Annotated in this window: 16 protein-coding genes and 1 pseudogene; 2 read left to right on the top strand and 15 right to left on the bottom strand. The window is 43.8% G+C overall.

Going from position 1 to position 18249, the window contains the following annotated elements; all coding sequences use genetic code 11:
• Window positions 1–50: 50 nt before the first annotated feature.
• Window positions 51–1405 (bottom strand): annotated as a pseudogene (locus LI112_RS09315) (MATE family efflux transporter).
• Window positions 1406–1717: 312 nt separating this feature from the next.
• Here LI112_RS09315 and LI112_RS09320 point away from each other — a divergent pair.
• Together LI112_RS09320 and LI112_RS09325 are read left to right on the top strand one after the other, a co-directional pair.
• Window positions 1718–2017, top strand: a complete 300-nt coding sequence (locus LI112_RS09320; protein ID WP_055055641.1) for a BMC domain-containing protein — start codon at window positions 1718–1720, stop codon at window positions 2015–2017.
• A gap of 38 nt (window positions 2018–2055) precedes the next feature.
• Window positions 2056–2379, top strand: a complete 324-nt coding sequence (locus LI112_RS09325; RefSeq protein WP_173904171.1) for a BMC domain-containing protein — start codon at window positions 2056–2058, stop codon at window positions 2377–2379.
• Window positions 2380–2452: 73 nt separating this feature from the next.
• Here the strand turns inward: LI112_RS09325 and yqeC are convergent, their stop codons facing one another.
• The 14 genes from yqeC to cobT form a co-directional block, all read right to left on the bottom strand.
• On the bottom strand, window positions 2453–3757 hold the full coding sequence (yqeC, locus tag LI112_RS09330; RefSeq protein WP_227190643.1) for a selenium cofactor biosynthesis protein YqeC: 1305 nt from the start codon (window positions 3755–3757) through the stop codon (window positions 2453–2455).
• Window positions 3757–4560 (bottom strand): selenium-dependent molybdenum cofactor biosynthesis protein YqeB, encoded by an 804-nt coding sequence (gene yqeB / locus LI112_RS09335; RefSeq protein WP_173904173.1) that lies wholly within the window; start codon window positions 4558–4560, stop codon window positions 3757–3759. Before yqeB ends, yqeC begins: the two co-directional genes overlap by 1 nt.
• A gap of 49 nt (window positions 4561–4609) precedes the next feature.
• Window positions 4610–5104 (bottom strand): xanthine dehydrogenase subunit XdhC, encoded by a 495-nt coding sequence (gene xdhC / locus LI112_RS09340; RefSeq protein WP_173904174.1) that lies wholly within the window; start codon window positions 5102–5104, stop codon window positions 4610–4612.
• Entirely contained in the window at window positions 5101–6003 is a 903-nt protein-coding gene (gene xdhB / locus LI112_RS09345) for a xanthine dehydrogenase subunit XdhB (protein ID WP_055055644.1), read from the bottom strand. Before xdhB ends, xdhC begins: the two co-directional genes overlap by 4 nt.
• A gap of 15 nt (window positions 6004–6018) precedes the next feature.
• Window positions 6019–8295, bottom strand: a complete 2277-nt coding sequence (gene xdhA / locus LI112_RS09350; protein ID WP_227190615.1) for a xanthine dehydrogenase subunit XdhA — start codon at window positions 8293–8295, stop codon at window positions 6019–6021.
• A gap of 41 nt (window positions 8296–8336) precedes the next feature.
• The gene (locus LI112_RS09355; protein ID WP_055055646.1) at window positions 8337–8828 is read right to left on the bottom strand and encodes a 4Fe-4S binding protein; all 492 of its coding nucleotides are present in this window, start codon (window positions 8826–8828) and stop codon (window positions 8337–8339) included.
• A gap of 1 nt (window position 8829) precedes the next feature.
• Window positions 8830–11412 carry a selenium-dependent xanthine dehydrogenase gene (gene xdh / locus LI112_RS09360; protein ID WP_055065575.1) on the bottom strand — a complete coding sequence of 861 codons (2583 nt, stop codon included), beginning with the start codon at window positions 11410–11412 and terminating at the stop codon, window positions 8830–8832.
• A gap of 39 nt (window positions 11413–11451) precedes the next feature.
• The gene (locus LI112_RS09365; RefSeq protein WP_227190616.1) at window positions 11452–13203 is read right to left on the bottom strand and encodes a selenate reductase; all 1752 of its coding nucleotides are present in this window, start codon (window positions 13201–13203) and stop codon (window positions 11452–11454) included.
• A 36-nt stretch (window positions 13204–13239) separates the two neighbouring features.
• Window positions 13240–14571: a putative aminohydrolase SsnA gene (gene ssnA / locus LI112_RS09370; RefSeq protein WP_055065573.1), complete on the bottom strand. Its 1332-nt coding sequence runs from the start codon at window positions 14569–14571 to the stop codon at window positions 13240–13242.
• A gap of 235 nt (window positions 14572–14806) precedes the next feature.
• Entirely contained in the window at window positions 14807–15415 is a 609-nt protein-coding gene (locus LI112_RS09375) for a histidine phosphatase family protein (RefSeq protein ID WP_055065572.1), read from the bottom strand.
• A complete protein-coding gene (locus LI112_RS09380; protein ID WP_022388897.1) occupies window positions 15408–15788 on the bottom strand; it encodes a bifunctional adenosylcobinamide kinase/adenosylcobinamide-phosphate guanylyltransferase in 381 nt (126 codons plus the stop codon). Before LI112_RS09380 ends, LI112_RS09375 begins: the two co-directional genes overlap by 8 nt.
• A gap of 14 nt (window positions 15789–15802) precedes the next feature.
• The gene (gene cobS, locus LI112_RS09385) at window positions 15803–16588 is read right to left on the bottom strand and encodes an adenosylcobinamide-GDP ribazoletransferase (RefSeq protein ID WP_081017190.1); all 786 of its coding nucleotides are present in this window, start codon (window positions 16586–16588) and stop codon (window positions 15803–15805) included.
• A gap of 10 nt (window positions 16589–16598) precedes the next feature.
• A complete protein-coding gene (locus tag LI112_RS09390) occupies window positions 16599–17135 on the bottom strand; it encodes a bifunctional adenosylcobinamide kinase/adenosylcobinamide-phosphate guanylyltransferase (RefSeq protein WP_055065570.1) in 537 nt (178 codons plus the stop codon).
• A 46-nt stretch (window positions 17136–17181) separates the two neighbouring features.
• Window positions 17182–18234 carry a nicotinate-nucleotide--dimethylbenzimidazole phosphoribosyltransferase gene (gene cobT / locus LI112_RS09395; RefSeq protein ID WP_144369579.1) on the bottom strand — a complete coding sequence of 351 codons (1053 nt, stop codon included), beginning with the start codon at window positions 18232–18234 and terminating at the stop codon, window positions 17182–17184.
• Window positions 18235–18249 lie beyond the last annotated feature (15 nt).

Genomic DNA, 18249 nt, shown 5'->3' on the forward strand with positions numbered 1-18249 from the left:
AAAGTCCGGGGGGATTACCTCAAAACCAGATTGTACTCCTTTTCTGCTGCTTACTTTTCTTTTAATTCCGGCAGGATCGTTGCCAGCATCGTAAAGAAACACACACATCCACCGATCAGATTCGAAATTGGCTCTGCCCAGAACACTCCATCCACACCCAGACCGCCAACACGCGGCAGGAGCACCGTCAATGGTACAACAATGATTACCTTACGGAAAATAGAAAAGAATGTTGCTCTCTTCGCTTTTCCAAGTGCTACAAATACTGCCTGACCGGTAAACTGCAATGCCATAAAGCAAAAACCAAAGAAATAGATGTGCAGCGCCGGAACACCCTTTTCCAACAATGTCGGATCGTTATTAAATAATTTAATAAAAAATTCCGGCATAATTTTGATGATTCCCCATACAAACAACGCATAACTGAAACAGACAACGGTTACAAATTTAATTGCCTGTTTTACTTTTCCAAAATCCTTTTCTCCATAATTAAAACTCATAACTGGTGACGCACCATTTGTAAGCCCATGTACCATCATTGTTGCAATATCTCTCACAGAATTCAACACTGTCATAACCCCAACATATATGTCACCACCATACATATGCAATGTGGAATTACAGAATATCTGTACCAGCCCATTCGTAAACTGCATCATAAAACCCGAAATTCCAAGTGCCATAATCTCTTTTACCCGTGCCCATTCTATTACCATTGCCAGGCGATTCAGACGCAGTGTGACTTTCTTTCCTGTAAGAAATCTTAACACCCATATTCCGGAACAGATCTGGGAAATAATCGTTGCAAGTGCAGCACCTCTTACTCCCATATGCAATCCAAAAATAAAAATCGGATCAAGAATAATATTTAAAACTGCTCCAATCAGCACCATCAGCATTCCCATGTTTCCAAATCCCTGACAGTTAATAAATGGATTTAATCCCAGTGAGATCATAACAAATGGTGTTCCGATCAGATAAATTGTGATGTAATCTCCTGCATACGGAAATGTTACATCGCTGGCTCCAAATGCATACAGAATCGGTTTATAGAACAGATAGCTCACTGCCATCAGTATTATACTTGAAATCAGAAGCATGGAAAATGTATTTCCCATTAATTTCTCTGCCTCTTCATGATTTCCTCTTCCAAGCTCCATTGCACAGAGAGGACTTCCGCCGTTTCCAAACAAATATGTAAATGCCGTGATCATTGTGATTAACGGAAAGCAGATGCCAACCCCTGCAGTGCTGTTGCCCCGGCTCCCGGAATCCTTCCAATATACATACGGTCTACAACATTGTACAACAGGTTCAGAAGCTGTGCCAACGTCATCGGAATCGAGACCTCCAGAATATTCCGATATACATTTCCCTTCGAAAAATCCGTCTGATGTACTTTCATTTCCCGGTTCCACCTTCTTTTATAGTACTGCGAACGCTGTCCGCCATAGCTTTTTTCTTATGTATATTATAGCACCCCCGTTTCTCTCCTTCCAGATATTCCAGCTGATTTTACCTCTATTCTCTATTTTTTCAACTTAACACAACACAATCTCACAGTTTTATCATTATTTTTCGTCATGAAACCACATGTTCTTCTCTTTAAAAGCCACAAAAATACATGATTATCTCTTGTTTTTAGACTTAAAACAGAGTATAATAAAAATAGTTTTAATCGAAATATTATATTCCCATATGAATGGATGGAGGTATTATGGCTGAAAATTATAATGGTATGGCAGTAGGGATTTTTGAACTTGACAGTTTTGCTGCCTGCTTCGTAGCTCTTGATGCTGCTTCTAAAGCAGCAAATGTAAAGATTCAGAACATTGAACGTAATCGTCTTGGTGCAGGTGCCTGTGTAAAGATGCGTGGTTCTGTTTCTGATGTAACCGCTGCAATGGAAGCAGCAATCCATGTCGCAGAACCTATTTCCAAAGTTGTTTCCCATACAGTGATCGCATCCCCGGCTCATGATACAGAACCGGCCATGTATATGACTGCAAACAAATAACCCGCAATACGAATACATATTAAAGTGAGGACTATAGAATGAGATATGGAGCATTTGGATTAGTAGAAGTGGTCGGAAGCAGTAACGCTGTTATCGTAATCGACCAGATGCTGAAGACCGCTGACGTTTCTTTCCTGACCTGGAACGGAAAATGCGGCGGACACGAAACTGTTTTTATGACCGGTGATGTATCTGCCGTTGCTGCAGCTGTACAGGCAGTCAAAGAAAATCCACCATGTGAGATTGTTTTTGCTGCCGTCATCTCCAATCCATCTGAAGAAACGGTACGTCTCGCAGAAGAAGATGCCGAAAAACACGGCTTTCTGAAGAAGCCGGTGAAAAAAACTACTACAAAAAAATAAAAAAACGGCTTTATTTACACGAAATAAAAACCGGCCATACAGGAAATATGCTTCTTGTATGATCGGTTTTATTTTATCCCAGGGGAATGTCTATATCCTGAAGTTCCCTCGCATCTTCAATCTTAAAGTACGTCACATCTTCAGGATGTCTGTTTATGATCTGTTTTCCGCCTTTATCGCCGGTAATTTCCATCAGTTCCTGATAATATTCCCGTGAGAAGATACATGGATTTCCGGTTTTGGTGCCAAAAATGGTGCATGCCATTCCTTTCTGCTCATCCCGAAACTTGTCTACCAGGTTGATGATGGTCTCTGCGGTAAGCCAGGGCTGGTCAGATACCGTAAACAGGCATGCCGACGAATCTTTTGCAGTGGCAAGCCCAATCTGCATGGAAGATGAGATACCACGCTCTGGCTGTGGATTGATCAGTACTTTCACTCCCAGTGTATTTGCTTTGGCGGCTATTTCTTCATACTGGGTGACGACTATAATCTCACAGTCTCCAAGTTCTGATGCTGCCTTTTGAAGTTTCTCAAGTGTCCGCAGATACATCGGCATTCCATCAATTTCATACAGCAATTTGTTGGAACCGAAACGACGGCTGTTTCCTGCTGCGAGCATAACAAGTGTAATCTTTTCTCTGGCAAAATCGCAACTGTTATAATACTCTTTCTGTAAACTTCCCCACACTACATGAACTCTCTGCTGCTCCAGTTTCCCTGCAATCCTCTCTGCCGCTTCAGCTTTTCCCGGAATATCTGCTTTGTTTAGCAAAACACGATACTCCCGTTCATCCACGCACTTTCTTAAACCATCCCTCGAAACAGCGATCTTCACGATATCATCCTCAGTAACCGTCTCTTCTATCCCTTTTCCAAGAAACTTCGCAACTTTCTCCACTCTGTGACAGGTCTTCTGAATCGGCTCTCCGAGGGCATCCATACCCACAACTCCAATAAGCAGATCCACCAACTCCGGAATCACCGGTTCCCATTCTTCCGGTACCTTAAGTGGCAGACGTTTCGCACCATCTGCTTCGATCAGAAGAACATCTGACAGCCCTCTCAGTTCCTCCAGTTTTTCTTCCGAAAGGCATCCGATTTTTCCCTTGCTGCAGTCAAGACTGGCGGCTACCGTATAGTGATATATCTGCAAGTCCTTCCGAACCCCGTCAATATCTCCATTTTCCACAAATGGACGCTCCGGCTCATATGCCATGTGCGTGGTCGTTGTCACTATCACTGTTTTTCCAATAGAAACCAATTCTTCCATCAGTCGAAAAATCAGGCTGGTCTTACCTCCGCCTCCAACTACAGCGATTACCCGGTATTTTTCCGGATTTATCTTTAACGCATCCAGCAGAGAATCCGCCTGCATCACGGCAGCACTCCATTTGCCAGCAGAACTTCTACCACACTTCCGGCTATACAGCGAGCCTTATCTGAAACCGTATCACAGTTTTTCTTCTGCTCTTTACGAGGGTCGATATCTGCAATCTTCATGCCTTTCGGCACTTCATATCCATCACGGATAATGCCACGTAAAACACCCGTCAGTGAGGCATATACCGGTGTCGCATCTACCATCGCTATGATCTGGTCTTTTTCTACGATATCGCCAATCTTAGAACGATTGTGCATGATTCCTGCTGCCGGAGAATGAATTACTCGTTCTTTTCCATATCCTGCGATCACTCCCGGAATACCCGTATTTGGTGTTGCAGTTCCTTCCTCGATCACTCTTCCGAGATTATGTCCTCTCTGTGTTTCGATAACAAAATCAACATCTTTTCCTGCTTCAAATCCAGGCCCCAACGCAACGGTCAGCGGAGCCATCTCTCTTGTTGTTCCAAGATTTCTCTTCGCAAGGATTGCATCGATCAGTGCATCCGGTCTAAGCTCTTTTATCACTTTCCCGGTCTCATCGACAAGAATCGGAATCTCTCCTGCCTCCCAGACCTTCTGACATTCACTGACATCTTCGATCAATCGGCCCGTCACACCTTCCACACTGGAAATTCCGTCGAAAACAGCTTCTCCGAAAGAAACCTTTCGACGGATTGCACTTGGCTTCCGACATTCCAGTACCAGTACCTGATAACCACATTTATAAAGCCTGTGGATTACTCCACTTGCAAGGTCTCCGCCACCGCGAACGAGCAATGTTGTTTTATGTCCCATCTTAACTGTATTCCTCTCTTGCTGTCATTTTCAATGTTGTATTAATTGTTTATTTTTCTTCAACTTTTTCTGCATTTTCATGCATAACTTTTTCTACCGCGTTGACAATATTCTGATATCCGGTACAACGGCAGAGATTTCCAGACATTTTTTTCTTAATTTCCTCTCTGGTCAGTTCTTTTCCCTGTTCCAGAAGGACTGTCGCAGACATAACAAAACCCGGTGTACAGAATCCACACTGAATTGCACCCTCTTCAATAAAGGCTTCCTGAATTCTTGTCAGTTCTCCGTTTTTTTCAAGACCTTCCAGTGTACGGATATTTTTTCCTTCTGCCCAGACAGCCAGATAAATACAGGAATCAATCGTTTCGCCGTCAATGATCACGGTACAGGCTCCACATTCCCCTACTTCACAGCCTTTTTTGACGGAAGTAAGGCCGAGATGATTACGGAGCATATCCAGCAGAGATTCTCTCGGATCTACATACTCTGCAACCTCTTCTCCGTTTACCACGCATTGAACAAGTACTTTTTCTTTTTTCATGCGTTTTCACCTCCCTGCTGCTTTGCATTTTCTGCAAGTTCCACAGTACGGCTCAGTGCTCTCCGTGCAATTTCTCCACCAATCTGCAGACGAAAATCTCTGGAAGCTCTCCATGAATCTCGCGGATGTATCTCGCTTCTGACACTCTCCTCAAGATTCTGATAAAGAGACGCATCCAGTTTTCTGCCTTTCAATAAAGCTTCTGTCTCTGTACAGCGATATGGCACTGGTGCTGCTACGCCAAATGTAATACGAACATCCTCCAGAATATTTTCTGCAGTATCAACTTTACTTACCACACTGCAGCTCAGCGTCGCAATATCCATGGCATTTCGCATGGAATATTTGATATAGTGTCCATGATATCCTTCATATTCATTCTTTGGAATAATCACATGTGTAAGTACTTCCCCCTGTTTGAGAGCTACACGTCCAGGACCAAGATAAAATTCTCTGACAGGGACACTTCTTCCGCCTTCTGCATTTGCAATATGCAGCAGCGCGTTATAGGAAAAGACCGTCGGGACACTGTCAGCACTGACTGCTCCATTACAGATATTTCCTCCAATCGTTCCGATATTGCGGATCTGTGGACCGCCAACCTGGTCAACAGCTTCTCCCAGAACCGGAATATATTTCTGAATGATCGGATCTGCTGTAATATGTGAAAATACCGTTCCTGCACCGATATAAATATCGCCGTTTTCTTTTCGCTCAATTCCTTTCAGTTCTTCAATATCCCGAATAGATACCAGTGAGGTTCCTGCCATCCTGCCCTCACGGATCTTGATCAGAACATCACTTCCTCCTGATATGATCCTGGTGTCCGGATGTTCATTCAGAAGTGTCACTGCCTCTGAAACGGTTCCTGCATTATAGTATTTCTCTATATCATACATTCTCTGCGCCCCCTCTCAGATCAATCCTGCTTTTTTGAATCCGTCGATCAGTCTCTGCGGTGTCAGCGGATTTTCATAAAATGCCACCCCGGTCGCATGAAGTACTGCATTTCGGATTGCCGGTGCACATGGAATTGCCGGCGGTTCTCCTAATGCTTTGTTTCCATATGGTCCCATCGGATCACACAATTCCACGAAATCCGCTTTGATATCCGGCGTATCCAGCATCGTCATCAGCTTATAATCCAGCAGATTGCCATTCAACGGACGTCCGGTCTTTTCGTCCAGAATCAGCTGTTCACTGATTCCATACCCCATTCCCATAGACATACCACCATGGACCTGCATCTCGGCAAGCTGTGGATTCAGCAGCTTTCCACTGTCATGTACATTGATAATATGAAGAATCTTAATTTTACCAAGTTTTATATCCACTTCAACTTCTGCAAAACAGCATCCTGTTGCAATCGTATTTTTTTTCACCTGTTCAGAAACTTCTGCTGTCAATACGGATGAATTTGTAAGGCTGTAATAGCTCTCTTCTGCCAGAGCCGCAAGAGAGATTGCCTGCTCATCACCTGCCCAGATCCAGTTATCTTTAAGTGTCAGTTCTCTGGTGTCGATTTCCGGAAGGAGCGTCTTCGCATAGGCAAGTATCTTATCTCTCAGAATCTCTGCACAATGCCGCACTGCTGTTCCGGTCACAAAAGACTGTCTGGATGCATACGCCCCCGTATCAAACGGTGACACATCTGTATCCTGCACCGTTTTAATATGTACATGTTCCATATCTGTGTGAAGTGTCTCCGCAACCATCTGTGAAAATACAGTATCTGCTCCCTGTCCGATTTCCGTTGCCCCAAGCATGAGCTGAACACTTCCATCCTGGTTCAAAGAAAGTCTGGCTCCTGCAATCTCCAGAGAAATCGGCCATACACCTGTCTTGTAAGAAAACAACGCCATGCCAACACCTTTCCGTACATCTCCGGTCTGTTCTGCATATTCTTTTCGCTTTTCATCCCAATGAATATATTCTGCACCCTTCTCCAGACATTCAAAAATTCCGTTTGTATTAGCTGCGATTGGTTTCAGATAAGCATCTTCAGAATATCCCTGAATCAGATTTTTGCGCCGAAATTCCAACGGATCCATATGAATCTCATTTGCCACATCATCCATAAAACTTTCAATAGCAAAACATACCTGCGGGATTCCATACCCTCGCATGGCTCCACCAACCGGCGTATTAGTATAGATTGTATAAGCTTCTCCCCGGATATTCGGACAGGCATACTGCAGCCGCCAGGAAGTCAGTCCGTTTGCCGCAATCGCATGACCATGAGAGGCATAAGCACCCTGATTTGAATAAGAATGCATATCTTTTGCCAGAAGTTTGCCGTCTTTGTCTACACCGGCTGCCAGATCAAATTCAATAGAATGGCGGGTTCTTGTATTACAGAATGTCTCTTCCCTGCTGATATCCAGTTTGACCGGTCTGCCTCCGACCTGCGTTGTCAAAAAAGCATTCAATGGCTCATAAAGCACATCCTGTTTATTGCCGAATCCCCCTCCAATATATGGTTTAATAACCCGTACATTGCCCCACGGAATTCCCAGTGCCTGACCAATGACACGACGGACGATGTGTGGAATCTGTGTCGATGTCACCACTACGATCCTGCCTTTTTCCATATAGGCATAAGAAATCGGATTTTCAATATGACAGTGCTGCACGATTGGTGTTTTATATGTGCCCTTTACAATTGTTTCAGCCTGCTCCATCCCCTTATCTACATCTCCGATAAAATAATTAGAACGGGCAAGGACATTATCTTTTTTATCAAAATGAATCGGCGGATTACTGCCATACATAGATTTGCGTGGATGGATTTCCACCGGATATTCCTCATATTCTACTTTGATCAGCTTCAGTGCTCTGGCTGCAATGATCTCATCTTCTGCAACAACAGCCGCAATATCATCTCCATAATACCGCACACGACCAGTCAGAAGATTACGGTCTGCCACATCCTGATGTGCCAGTTCCACAGACCACGGATGCCCTGGTGTCGGATAACAGTGGTCTGGCACATCATAAAAAGTCACTACTTTTACAACCCCTTCCAGTGCCTCTGCCTCACTTGTATCGATAGATTTCACAATTCCATTTCCAATCGTTGCATGAAGAACTTTTGCCACGAGACATCTGGGCGGTACCAGATCATCTGTGAATTTGGCTCTTCCGGTCACTTTTTCATAAGCATCAACTCGCGGAACGCTTTTTCCTATCATGATCTCACCTTCTTTATAGAATTTTGTCAACTGGAATCCTGTCACTTTGTCTTTGTAAATATTCCACGCAGATCATAAATTGCATGACGCGGGCATTTCACTGAACACATGCCACAGCTTAAACACATATTTTCCCGGATCACTGCATGATTGTCCATGATCCGGACAGCACCTGCCGTACAGATCTTTTCACAGATTCCACAGCCAATACAGCTTACCTCACACTGTTTTTTTGCCTCAGCTCCTTTGCTTTTGTTAGAACATTTGACTACAATATAATTGGCACATTCATGGATATGGATAATTTCCTGCGGACAGACTTTCATACATTTTCCACAGGCAAGGCATTTATCTTCATCGACTTCCGCCACACCATATTCATTCAGGGAAATTGCGCCAAATTTACATACGCTGACGCAAGCTCCACAGCCAATGCAACCATCTGTACATCCTTCTTCTCCCTGTACCGCCCTGCATCCACCATTACATGCTACAAGGGCGGATCTGTATGGAAATCTTTTTTTTGCTGCCATATCAACCCTTCCTTTCGTATGGTGTATCTGTAAGCGGCAGATTATATCTGCGAATTCCATCATAACGGAAATATGCATCTGCAATTGCCGGTGCAGTAGGAATGGATGTGATCTCCCCAATGCCGATGGCACCGCATGCAACCTTCAGTCCTGGCTTATCTACAACGATTGCTTTTATTTTGGGAACTTCATGTGAACGGAATAATCCCAGTGAACCATATTTCTGAATTGGTTTACAATTCTCATCAATCGGATACTGTTCTCTGAGCGCGTATCCCATAGACATGACAACACCACCCTCGATCTGTCCCTCGCAGGACAGCGGATTCACTGCCTTTCCTACATTGTGAGCGGCAACTATGCTTTCCAGCTTCCCGCTCTTCTTATCCAGAACGCAGATCTGTGTTGCATATCCATAGGCCACATGTGATACCGGATTTGGTACATTGGCGCCAAGCGGATCTGTTTTTGCGAGATATTCTCCGTAGTATACCTTCCCCTTCATATCTTTCAGCTGTTTTCCGGCAGTACGGTCTTCCATCAGTTTTTCGCATGCTCTGCGGCAGGCTTCTCCGGTGACCAGTGTCTGCCTGGATCCCGATGTTGTTCCTGAATCAGGAGAGATCCATGTATTACTTCTTTCATACACAATATCCTCATGTTTCAGATCTGTATTTGTAACGACCATCTGCACCAGAACTGTTCCAAGTCCCTGTCCAATGCACGATGCTCCTGAATAAATATGCAGTTTTTCATCATCCTCTACGATCAGTTTAACGCGTCCGGTATCCGGAATTCCAACTCCTACACCGGCATTTTTCATCGCACATCCGATTCCAACCGGTTTTCCCGCTGTCATTGCTGCATCATAATCTTCTTTTACTGCTTCCAGGGTTTCTACCAGTCCGGTCGATGCATCTACGATCTGACCGTTCGGAAGCACTTCTCCCGGACGGATTGCATTACGGTAACGGATCTCCCACGGTGTGATTCCAACCTTGTCAGCCATCATATTCAGCAGCGTCTCTGTTGCAAAACAGGTCTGTGTAACGCCAAATCCCCTGAACGCTCCGGCCGGTGGATTATTGGTATAATATGCAGTCCCTTCGATATCAAAATTTTCATAATGATATGGTCCTGCCGCATGCGTACAGGCACGTTCCAGTACCGGACCACCAAGTGATGCAAAAGCCCCCGTATCTGAAGACACAATTGCTTTTACTCCCATAATATTTCCTTCTTCATCGCATCCCATCGTCATATCCATATAGAACGGATGTCGTTTCGGATGTATCAGAAGAGATTCTGCTCTGGTAAGTTTGACTTTAACCGGCTTCTTTGTCACATAGGTCAGCAATGCAGCCAGATGCTGTACGGTCATATCTTCTTTTCCACCGAATCCACCTCCAACCAGTGCATTCTGTACTTTCACCTTATCTGTTCCCAGAAGAAGTGAACATTCGTGTCTGGTCTGATGTGCTGACTGGTCTGCAGAATAAATAAAAACATCCCCATCTTCATCATAAAAAGCAACCGCACATTCCGGTTCAAGAAACGCATGCTCTGTCCACGGTGTTTCAAAATGATGTGAGATCACATATTTTGAATTTCGGATTGCTTCTTCTGCATTACCTCTGCTGATGTGCTTATGTGCACAGACATTACTGTCTTCTTCATCAAACACCTTCGGTGCATCCAGAGCAGCAGCTTCTTCTATAGTATGTACATGCGGCAGTACTTCATAGTCTACTTTGATCAGTTTTTTTGCTTTTTCTACTGTTTCCCTGTCCTTTGCCGCTACCAGAGCAACTGCATCTCCCAGATAATGTACCAGACCACCAACCGGTATCAGCGTATACTGATCATGTTTTAAATGTCCGATTTTGTTTTCTCCAGGAATGTCAGCAGCCGTCACAACTGCCTCCACTCCCGGAAGTTCTTTTGCTTTGGATGTATCAATAGAAAGTACTCTTGCACGGGCATATCTGCTTCGAAGAGCAGAGCCGTACAGCATTCCATCGAGATAAAAATCATCCGGATATTTTCCCGTTCCAAGTACTTTTTCTACAACATCAATTCTTGCTACGCGATTTCCAATCGTCCAGTTTGGATCTCCGTCATCTGGTATCTCACCTTTTTTCAGGATCTTTGCTGCAAGACGGACGGCATCCATGATCTTCACGTATCCCGTGCAGCGACAATAATTATTACGCAACGCATAACGGATCTCATCATCCGTAGGTTCCATATTTTCATCAAGAAGTGCTTTCGTACACATTACCATTCCAGGAATGCAGAATCCACACTGTACTGCTCCGGCCTTTCCATATGCATAAGTATATACCTGACGTTCCCATTCTGTCAGCCCCTCTACGGTTATAATTTCTCTTCCGCTCAGAGAATCCGTATCCGGTACACATGCTTTACATGTCTTTCCATCAATGATCACTGTACAGGCTCCACATGCGCCCTCACTGCATCCGTCTTTTACAGATGTCAGCCGAAGTTCATCACGGAGAAATCTTAAAAGTTTCTGATTTTTCTCCGAACAAACATTTTTTCCATTTACTTTAAATGCTGCCATAGTGGACTACTCCTTTTCCTGTTCTGCTACAGATTGCATTTACATCAGCAAATAAGCATATTGATCAATCACTGTGCAGATAAGCTGCGAAAGGCCTTTATTCAAAATACCTGACGGCTGATCTGCTCTTACAACTTCTTCTTTTTCCCCAATGCGTATTTTTATTTCTTTATTTTTTGCATCCAGTACTGTAAATCCATTATTTATACTGTCTTTCATATCTTCTTCATTTGCAAACAATGTAAACTTATCTTTATATGGAGCTCCTGCATACTGACAGAACGAACGACAGTTTCCACATTCATTGCACATATAATCCACATGAATGATCTGCAGTAATTCCATCTCCGGTACTTCGATCAGTACATTTGCACGATTTGGACATACATCTGCACAATTTCCACAGACACGTTTGTGTACTGTAAACTCTTTCCTCTCCGAAACATCTTCTTTTCTCAGACAGTCAAGCAGCGGGGATTTTTCTTCCTTTCTCTTTCCTGCTTTCTTACTGTTTTTCTGATAATTTGCATTTTCAAGTGCATCTGCCGCCAGTTTCGTTACTCGCTCTACATGAACCTCTCCGCTCTTACCGATCTGACAGGCAGCTGTTTTTTCTGCAATGCGTGTCATCCATTTATATCCGCCTGGTTTGAGAAGGACCGTTGCAACTGTGACCGGCCAGATTCCACAATCTACGATCTGATCAATATTTTTCTGATCAACACCTCCTGAGAAAGACATCGGAAGCTTTCCATCAAAGGATTCTGCCAGACGCGCAGCTACAGAAATAGAAAGTGGAAACAGAGCCTTACCAGACATGTACATTTCCTCTCCCGGAAGTTCCTGTCTCTTGATATCTACCGGAAAGGTATTCGTCAGCTTCACACCAAAAGAAAGACCTTCCTGCGCCGCTACATCCATAAGACGTTTCAGCATTGGCACTGCATCTTCATACTGAAGGTCATCTTTGAAATGGAAATCTGTGAATGCCATATAGTCATATCCCAGATCATCCATTGCTTTGCGTACAAATTCATATCCAAGAAGTGTTGGATTACATTTTACATAGGTATGAATGTGTTTTTCTTTCAGAAGATACGTAACAATGTTTTCGATTTCCTGCGGAGGACATCCATGCATGGTGGAAAGCGTAATAGAGTTACAGATTTCTGACGGAATTGCCTCAATGTCTTCTCTGGTCACATGTTCAAAAAGATCCACATGTTTCAGAAGCCACTCCCTGCATTCTTTAAATATCGCCGTATCACCGGCATCTTTCATTCCCTCGATAAAATCATCGATTTTTTTGTCCTGAATTCCCTCCAGATTATAGCCGCACGACATATTAAACTGGAATCCATCCGGACTTCCAAGTCCAAATTCCTTTGCGATCACATGCAGGATCATCCAGCCTTTTATATACTCTTCCATCGCCTGCGGAACATAAAGCTCTGTAGACCATTCGCAGTTATATGCCTCATCCTCTGCTACGATGCATGGTTTCGGAATACATGCGGAAAGTTCCGGTCCATCCATTTTCTGTACGGTCTTTAATTCAAAGAATCTTGCTCCTGCATAATAAGCTGCCACAAGGTTCTGTGCAAGCTGTGTATGCGGACCTGCTGCCGGTCCTGCCGGATTCTCCAATTTTCTGCCAAATATTTCAACTGTTTTTGCCGGATCGGCAACATATGCCTTCTGGATGCCAAATATCTGTCCTGTTTTTTTATGTTCTTCCAGTACCCACTCCATCAGCTGACCAAACGGAATACTTTTCATTATATCACTCATATTTCATTTCCTCCCTGTAAATTTGTCAACAGTAAATCAGCCATTGATGGCATCTGCAAGTTCTTTTGCCGCCTGACGACAATCTGCCATGACCTTCTTTTCATCACATACAAGTACTTCTCGATCTTTCATAAGTACCTTACCATTACATACCGTTGTTTGCACCATACTTCCGTTCACCCCAAACAGAAGATGTCCGTTACAATTCGAAGCATCCATCGGTGTCAGCGGATCATAATCTACTACGATTACATCTGCTGCAGCTCCTTCTTTTAAAATGCCCAGAGTTTTTTTGAAATAACGGTTTGCGATCTTCGCATTTCCATCAAACAGCATCTGCGGCACTTCGCTCCATGCTGCAGTCGGATCGCACAGATGATGCTTATGCAGAATGTTTGCAACTTTCCAGGATTCCATCATATCATGTGTATACCCGTCTGTTCCAAGTCCTGTCAGGATTCCTTTATGTACCAGTTCCATCGTCGGAGGACATCCGCAGGCATTTCCCATATTGGATTCCGGATTGTGTACGACCATGGTATCTGTCTCTCTGATCAGTTCCATTTCATGTTCATTGATATAGATACAGTGACCGAGCAGAGTCTTTGGTCCCAGGATATTCCAGTCATACAGACGGTCCACAATTCTTTTGCCATGTTCTTTCAGGCACTGATGCAGATCGTAAATTCCCTCAGCCACATGGATATGATATCCTACACCTTCCGGTTTCAGTTCATTGCACAGCTCCATTGTCTCGTCAGAGATTGTAAATGAAGCATGCATTCCCATCATCGCTGCAAGCATATCACTGTCCTCTTTCTGTACATGTCTGATAAAATTAACATTCTCCATCACTGATTCACGTGATTTTTCCATTCCATCTCTGTCTGATATTTCATAACAGAGACAGGTACGTACTCCAAGGTCTTTCGCCGCTTCTTCGATTGCACTCAGAGATCCTGTAATATGGCCAAAACTGGCATGATGATCGAATACCGTTGTCACACCGTTCTTGATCGAATCAATGTATGTTGCATATGCAGAAAGCTTTGTCTGCTCCAGAGTCAGATGGCGGTCAATATTCCACCACATTCCATCCAGGATATCCAGAAATCCCTTCGGAGCATATCCATTGACACTCAATCCTCTAGCAAAGGCACTGTAGATATGTTCATGCGCGTTAATAAAAGCGGGCATAATGATTCCGCCGTGCGCATCCACAAATTCAGCGTCAGGATAAGTCTTCTTTACTTCATCAGTTACCCCCACCATCTTTATGGTGTTACCATCCATTGCTACTGCACCATTTTCAAAAAAGGCACTGGATGCGTCCCGTGTGATCATTCTTCCGTTTCCAATAACTAACATAACGTTCCTCCCTGCCTTGTGAAATTTTTCCAATTATTTGTGAAATTTTCCATAAGTTTTCGGTGTTTTATACTATATAATGTATCATATTTTCTTCTTCATTTCAACCTATATACAAAATTCTTTTTTGTCTTCTAAAAGTTTTTGTATATTGAAACAAAAAAACGAAGCAGATAATCTGCTCCGTCGCATTTTGATTATAACATATATTATTCTGTACGAAAAGTACCTTCGATCAATGAATTTCTTCTCCATCCCTTTTTTCAATCACCTGAAGAATTCTCCTGTCTTTTCCCCAAAGAAATGAATCCAGTTCCACCAGATAGCCGCAGCCATTACCGACATGCCACTCATAAAATTCTTTTTTCGGAAGAGCATATGCTTCCATGATATTCATGATCGTACCTCCATGAACGACAAGCGCTGCCTCAGAAATATTTTCCCTGATACAGGTCGTCACTGCCCTCTGAAATCCCTCCAGATTACGTGCCGCACATTCTTCTTTACTCTCGCCTCCCGGAAATGCCATGATTCCATTGCTGTCGATCCATGCCTGGTATCTGGGATCATCGCTTAACTCTTTGTAATTCTTATTCTCAAAAGCGCCAAAATCACATTCCGCAAGCTGATCTATGATTCGTACTTTCTGTCCCGGAAAAAGAATTTCTGCTGTTTCCTGACAGCGCCGCAGGGGACTGACAAAAATCGTCTGTGGCTTTGGATATGTAAATGTTTTTAATAATTCCATTCCCTCTGGACACAGCGGTTCATCCGTCACTCCAATATATCTCTGATGACGGTTTCCTTCTGTCATACCATGACGTATCAGCCAGATCTTAATCATGTTTGATCACCGTCCCGATTCCGCATACAACGCGTGTTACTTCATCACTGTACGCAGCAAGTTTTGTACAGATTCTACCAACAGCCTCTCTGTAGGCGCGGTCAAATGCATCCATTGGTACAACTCCATATCCCACCTCGTCCGATACGAGGAGTACTCCCGGATTACACTGGATCAGTTTCTCTGCCAGATCACTGACATCCTCATTTTTTTTCATTTCAGCACGGATAAATTCATGGAAATTCACAACTCCCTTTGCATTCTGAATCGAATTCCAGTCTGCATCAGCGCCATTCACCCATTCAATCTCCGGATATTTTTTTTCTGCAAAAGCCGCCTTCCCCTGAAAAGCACCGCCAATGATCATCTTCATATGTTCTTTCCTCATCAAATTTTATAGACTACTGTAATAATCGCCAGAACAAGCACAATCCATACCTCACAGAGACACAGGAAATATCCAGAAAGATCTCCTGTCGTCCCACCAAAATATTTCAGAGCCTTGTGCCGGTAGAACCAGAATACAAGCAGGGCCGTCACAATTACTGCTGTTCCCCATACCGGCTGGATCCAGAACATAAATCCGGTGAGCAGCACAAGATAAATAATCAGTATATTCCGTACTCTTGTATCCTGTGCCTTACGTGAAAATTCAGCCACTGTACCGCTTGCATTTGCTTTCGGCAAAGTAATAACACCAATTCCCGACAGACATCTGGACACCATATAACCAGTTGCCAGAATATATAACATTTTACGATTATCCTGTTCCACGATCTGACTCATTCCGCCATACATAGTCAAAAAGTATACACATGCTGTAATGACCGCAAACGCACCTGCATGAGAATCTTTCAGAATCTCCAGACGTTTTTCTCTGTCTCTCCAGGAGCTCAGAGCATCAGATGTGTCCAGAAGGCCATCTACATGAATTCCTCCTGTTACAATTACCGGTACCAGTACCAGTGCCACTGCAATAAATCCATTACTCATTCCAAAATAACGGCAGAGCCATTCCATGCCAAGCATGACCACCCCGACAGCTGCACCGACAAACGGAAAAAAGCAGAGCATATAACGCATATTTTCTTCCGACCAGTCTGCCTGGGGCATCGGTATCTTTGAAAACATCGCAAAGGCAATCTTAAAACTGTTCCACAGACTTTTCATCATTTACACTTCCTTAACCCTCTCCAGAAAGGAGTTTATTTTTATGATATACAGGGATTCCATAAACTACTTCAACCACCTGATCTGCTATTTCAGCTATCTTCTGGTTAATCTGTCCGAGATATTCCTGATAAAGTTCTGTCTCTCCCTGATAATCTGCTGCCTCAGAAAATATCTCATTCGTAACGATCACCAGATTTCCCGCCTGTTCTCTGATATGCCGCACACCCTTTAACACCGCCTCAACAGTATTCTCATGTGCTCCTTCTTCCTGAAACATCTCATTTGCAACAAGATTCGACATACATTCTAAAAGCACTGTACAGTTTTCCGGGAGCCTTATCTCATCAAGACCTGTATAACATTCGACTGTTTCAAATCCTTTTCCCTGACGCATCTTCCGATGGCGCTGCACACGTTTCCTGCTTTCTTCATCAAAAGGATACATGGTTGCTATATAAATCCTGTCTGTTTTTCCAAAAGAAACAACACAATCTTCCGCAAAAGCAGACTTTCCACTTCCGCTTCCTCCTGTGACAAGAATCATCATCTTTATACAAGCTCCTTCTTATACAAGTACACTTATCCGTTTTTATTTACACAAGCTCCTCATACTGTTCCACATGAATATCTTCAAATGTGCTCATGGAATCATACACAGCAATTCCCATATCCAGGAACGGAAAAAGTGCAACCGCTCCGCTGCCCTCACCGAGGCACATTTCCCCATGAATAACAGCTTCTTTTCCGAGAGCTTCCAAAATCAGACATGCAGCCGGCTCCTTTGAAACATGAGATGCGATCATATATTCGTCCGCCAGTGGGCAGATACGCTGTGCGATCAATGCTGCAACACAGGAAATAAATCCATCGATCACCACCGGCACTCCAAGTGCTGCTCCGCCAAGGAACATCCCTGCCATACCTGCAATATCAAAACCACCAACTTTTGCAAGGACACCGATCGCATCTTTCGGATCAGGCTGATTCACTTCAATTGCTTTTCTGATTGCATTGATTTTTCGATTCAGTCCATCTCCGGAAAGACCGGCCCCTCTCCCTGTCATTTCTTCCACAGAACGATCCAGAAGCACGGATGCTACTGCACTGCTTGTAGTCGTATTTCCAATTCCCATTTCTCCGGTTGCCAGAAGCCCGTATCCTTCTTCTTTCAGTCTACGAACCATCTCAATACCTGCTTCCAATGCCTGTACCGCCTGTGCTCTCGTCATCGCAGGTCCCTTTGTCATATTGGCTGTTCCATAAGCAACTTTCAGCTCTTTTGAAACTTTTGTATCAACAGCCATTCCGATATCCACCGGAATAACCTTCGTTCCACACTGGCGGCTCATAACACATGCCGACGTATCTCCGGAAAGGAAATTTTCAGCAACGATCGCAGTCACTTCCTGACCGGTCTGGGTTACACCTTCTTCCACCACCCCATTATCTGCACACATTGCTACCAGAGCACGTTTTTGAATTTTTATATCCGGATTGCCGGTGATTCCCGCAATCTGAATCACCAGTTTTTCCATTTTTCCAAGAGAATGCAGGGGTTTCGCAATACTGTCCCAGCGTTTTGCGGCAACATCCATTGCATTTTTGTCCAAAGGCTTTATCTGAGCCAGTGTTTCTTCCAGTGTCATTTTTATTTCCTCCAG

Origin of the sequence: Blautia sp. 210820-DFI.6.14 (assembly GCF_020558815.1) — a bacterium.
Classification (GTDB): domain Bacteria; phylum Bacillota; class Clostridia; order Lachnospirales; family Lachnospiraceae; genus Blautia_A; species Blautia_A obeum.

Bases quoted from the DNA above. Each gene is read 5' to 3' on its own strand.
- LI112_RS09320 (WP_055055641.1), top strand. From the start codon at position 1,718: ATGGCTGAAAATTATAATGGTATGGCAGTAGGGATTTTTGAACTTGAC.
- LI112_RS09325 (WP_173904171.1), top strand. From the start codon at position 2,056: ATGAGATATGGAGCATTTGGATTAGTAGAAGTGGTCGGAAGCAGTAAC.
- yqeC (WP_227190643.1), bottom strand. From the start codon at position 3,757: ATGCAGGCGGATTCTCTGCTGGATGCGTTAAAGATAAATCCGGAAAAA.
- yqeB (WP_173904173.1), bottom strand. From the start codon at position 4,560: ATGGGACATAAAACAACATTGCTCGTTCGCGGTGGCGGAGACCTTGCA.
- xdhC (WP_173904174.1), bottom strand. From the start codon at position 5,104: ATGAAAAAAGAAAAAGTACTTGTTCAATGCGTGGTAAACGGAGAAGAG.
- xdhB (WP_055055644.1), bottom strand. From the start codon at position 6,003: ATGTATGATATAGAGAAATACTATAATGCAGGAACCGTTTCAGAGGCA.
- xdhA (WP_227190615.1), bottom strand. From the start codon at position 8,295: ATGATAGGAAAAAGCGTTCCGCGAGTTGATGCTTATGAAAAAGTGACC.
- LI112_RS09355 (WP_055055646.1), bottom strand. From the start codon at position 8,828: ATGGCAGCAAAAAAAAGATTTCCATACAGATCCGCCCTTGTAGCATGT.
- xdh (WP_055065575.1), bottom strand. From the start codon at position 11,412: ATGGCAGCATTTAAAGTAAATGGAAAAAATGTTTGTTCGGAGAAAAAT.
- LI112_RS09365 (WP_227190616.1), bottom strand. From the start codon at position 13,203: ATGAGTGATATAATGAAAAGTATTCCGTTTGGTCAGCTGATGGAGTGG.
- ssnA (WP_055065573.1), bottom strand. From the start codon at position 14,571: ATGTTAGTTATTGGAAACGGAAGAATGATCACACGGGACGCATCCAGT.
- LI112_RS09375 (WP_055065572.1), bottom strand. From the start codon at position 15,415: ATGATTAAGATCTGGCTGATACGTCATGGTATGACAGAAGGAAACCGT.
- LI112_RS09380 (WP_022388897.1), bottom strand. From the start codon at position 15,788: ATGAAGATGATCATTGGCGGTGCTTTTCAGGGGAAGGCGGCTTTTGCA.
- cobS (WP_081017190.1), bottom strand. From the start codon at position 16,588: ATGATGAAAAGTCTGTGGAACAGTTTTAAGATTGCCTTTGCGATGTTT.
- LI112_RS09390 (WP_055065570.1), bottom strand. From the start codon at position 17,135: ATGATGATTCTTGTCACAGGAGGAAGCGGAAGTGGAAAGTCTGCTTTT.
- cobT (WP_144369579.1), bottom strand. From the start codon at position 18,234: ATGACACTGGAAGAAACACTGGCTCAGATAAAGCCTTTGGACAAAAAT.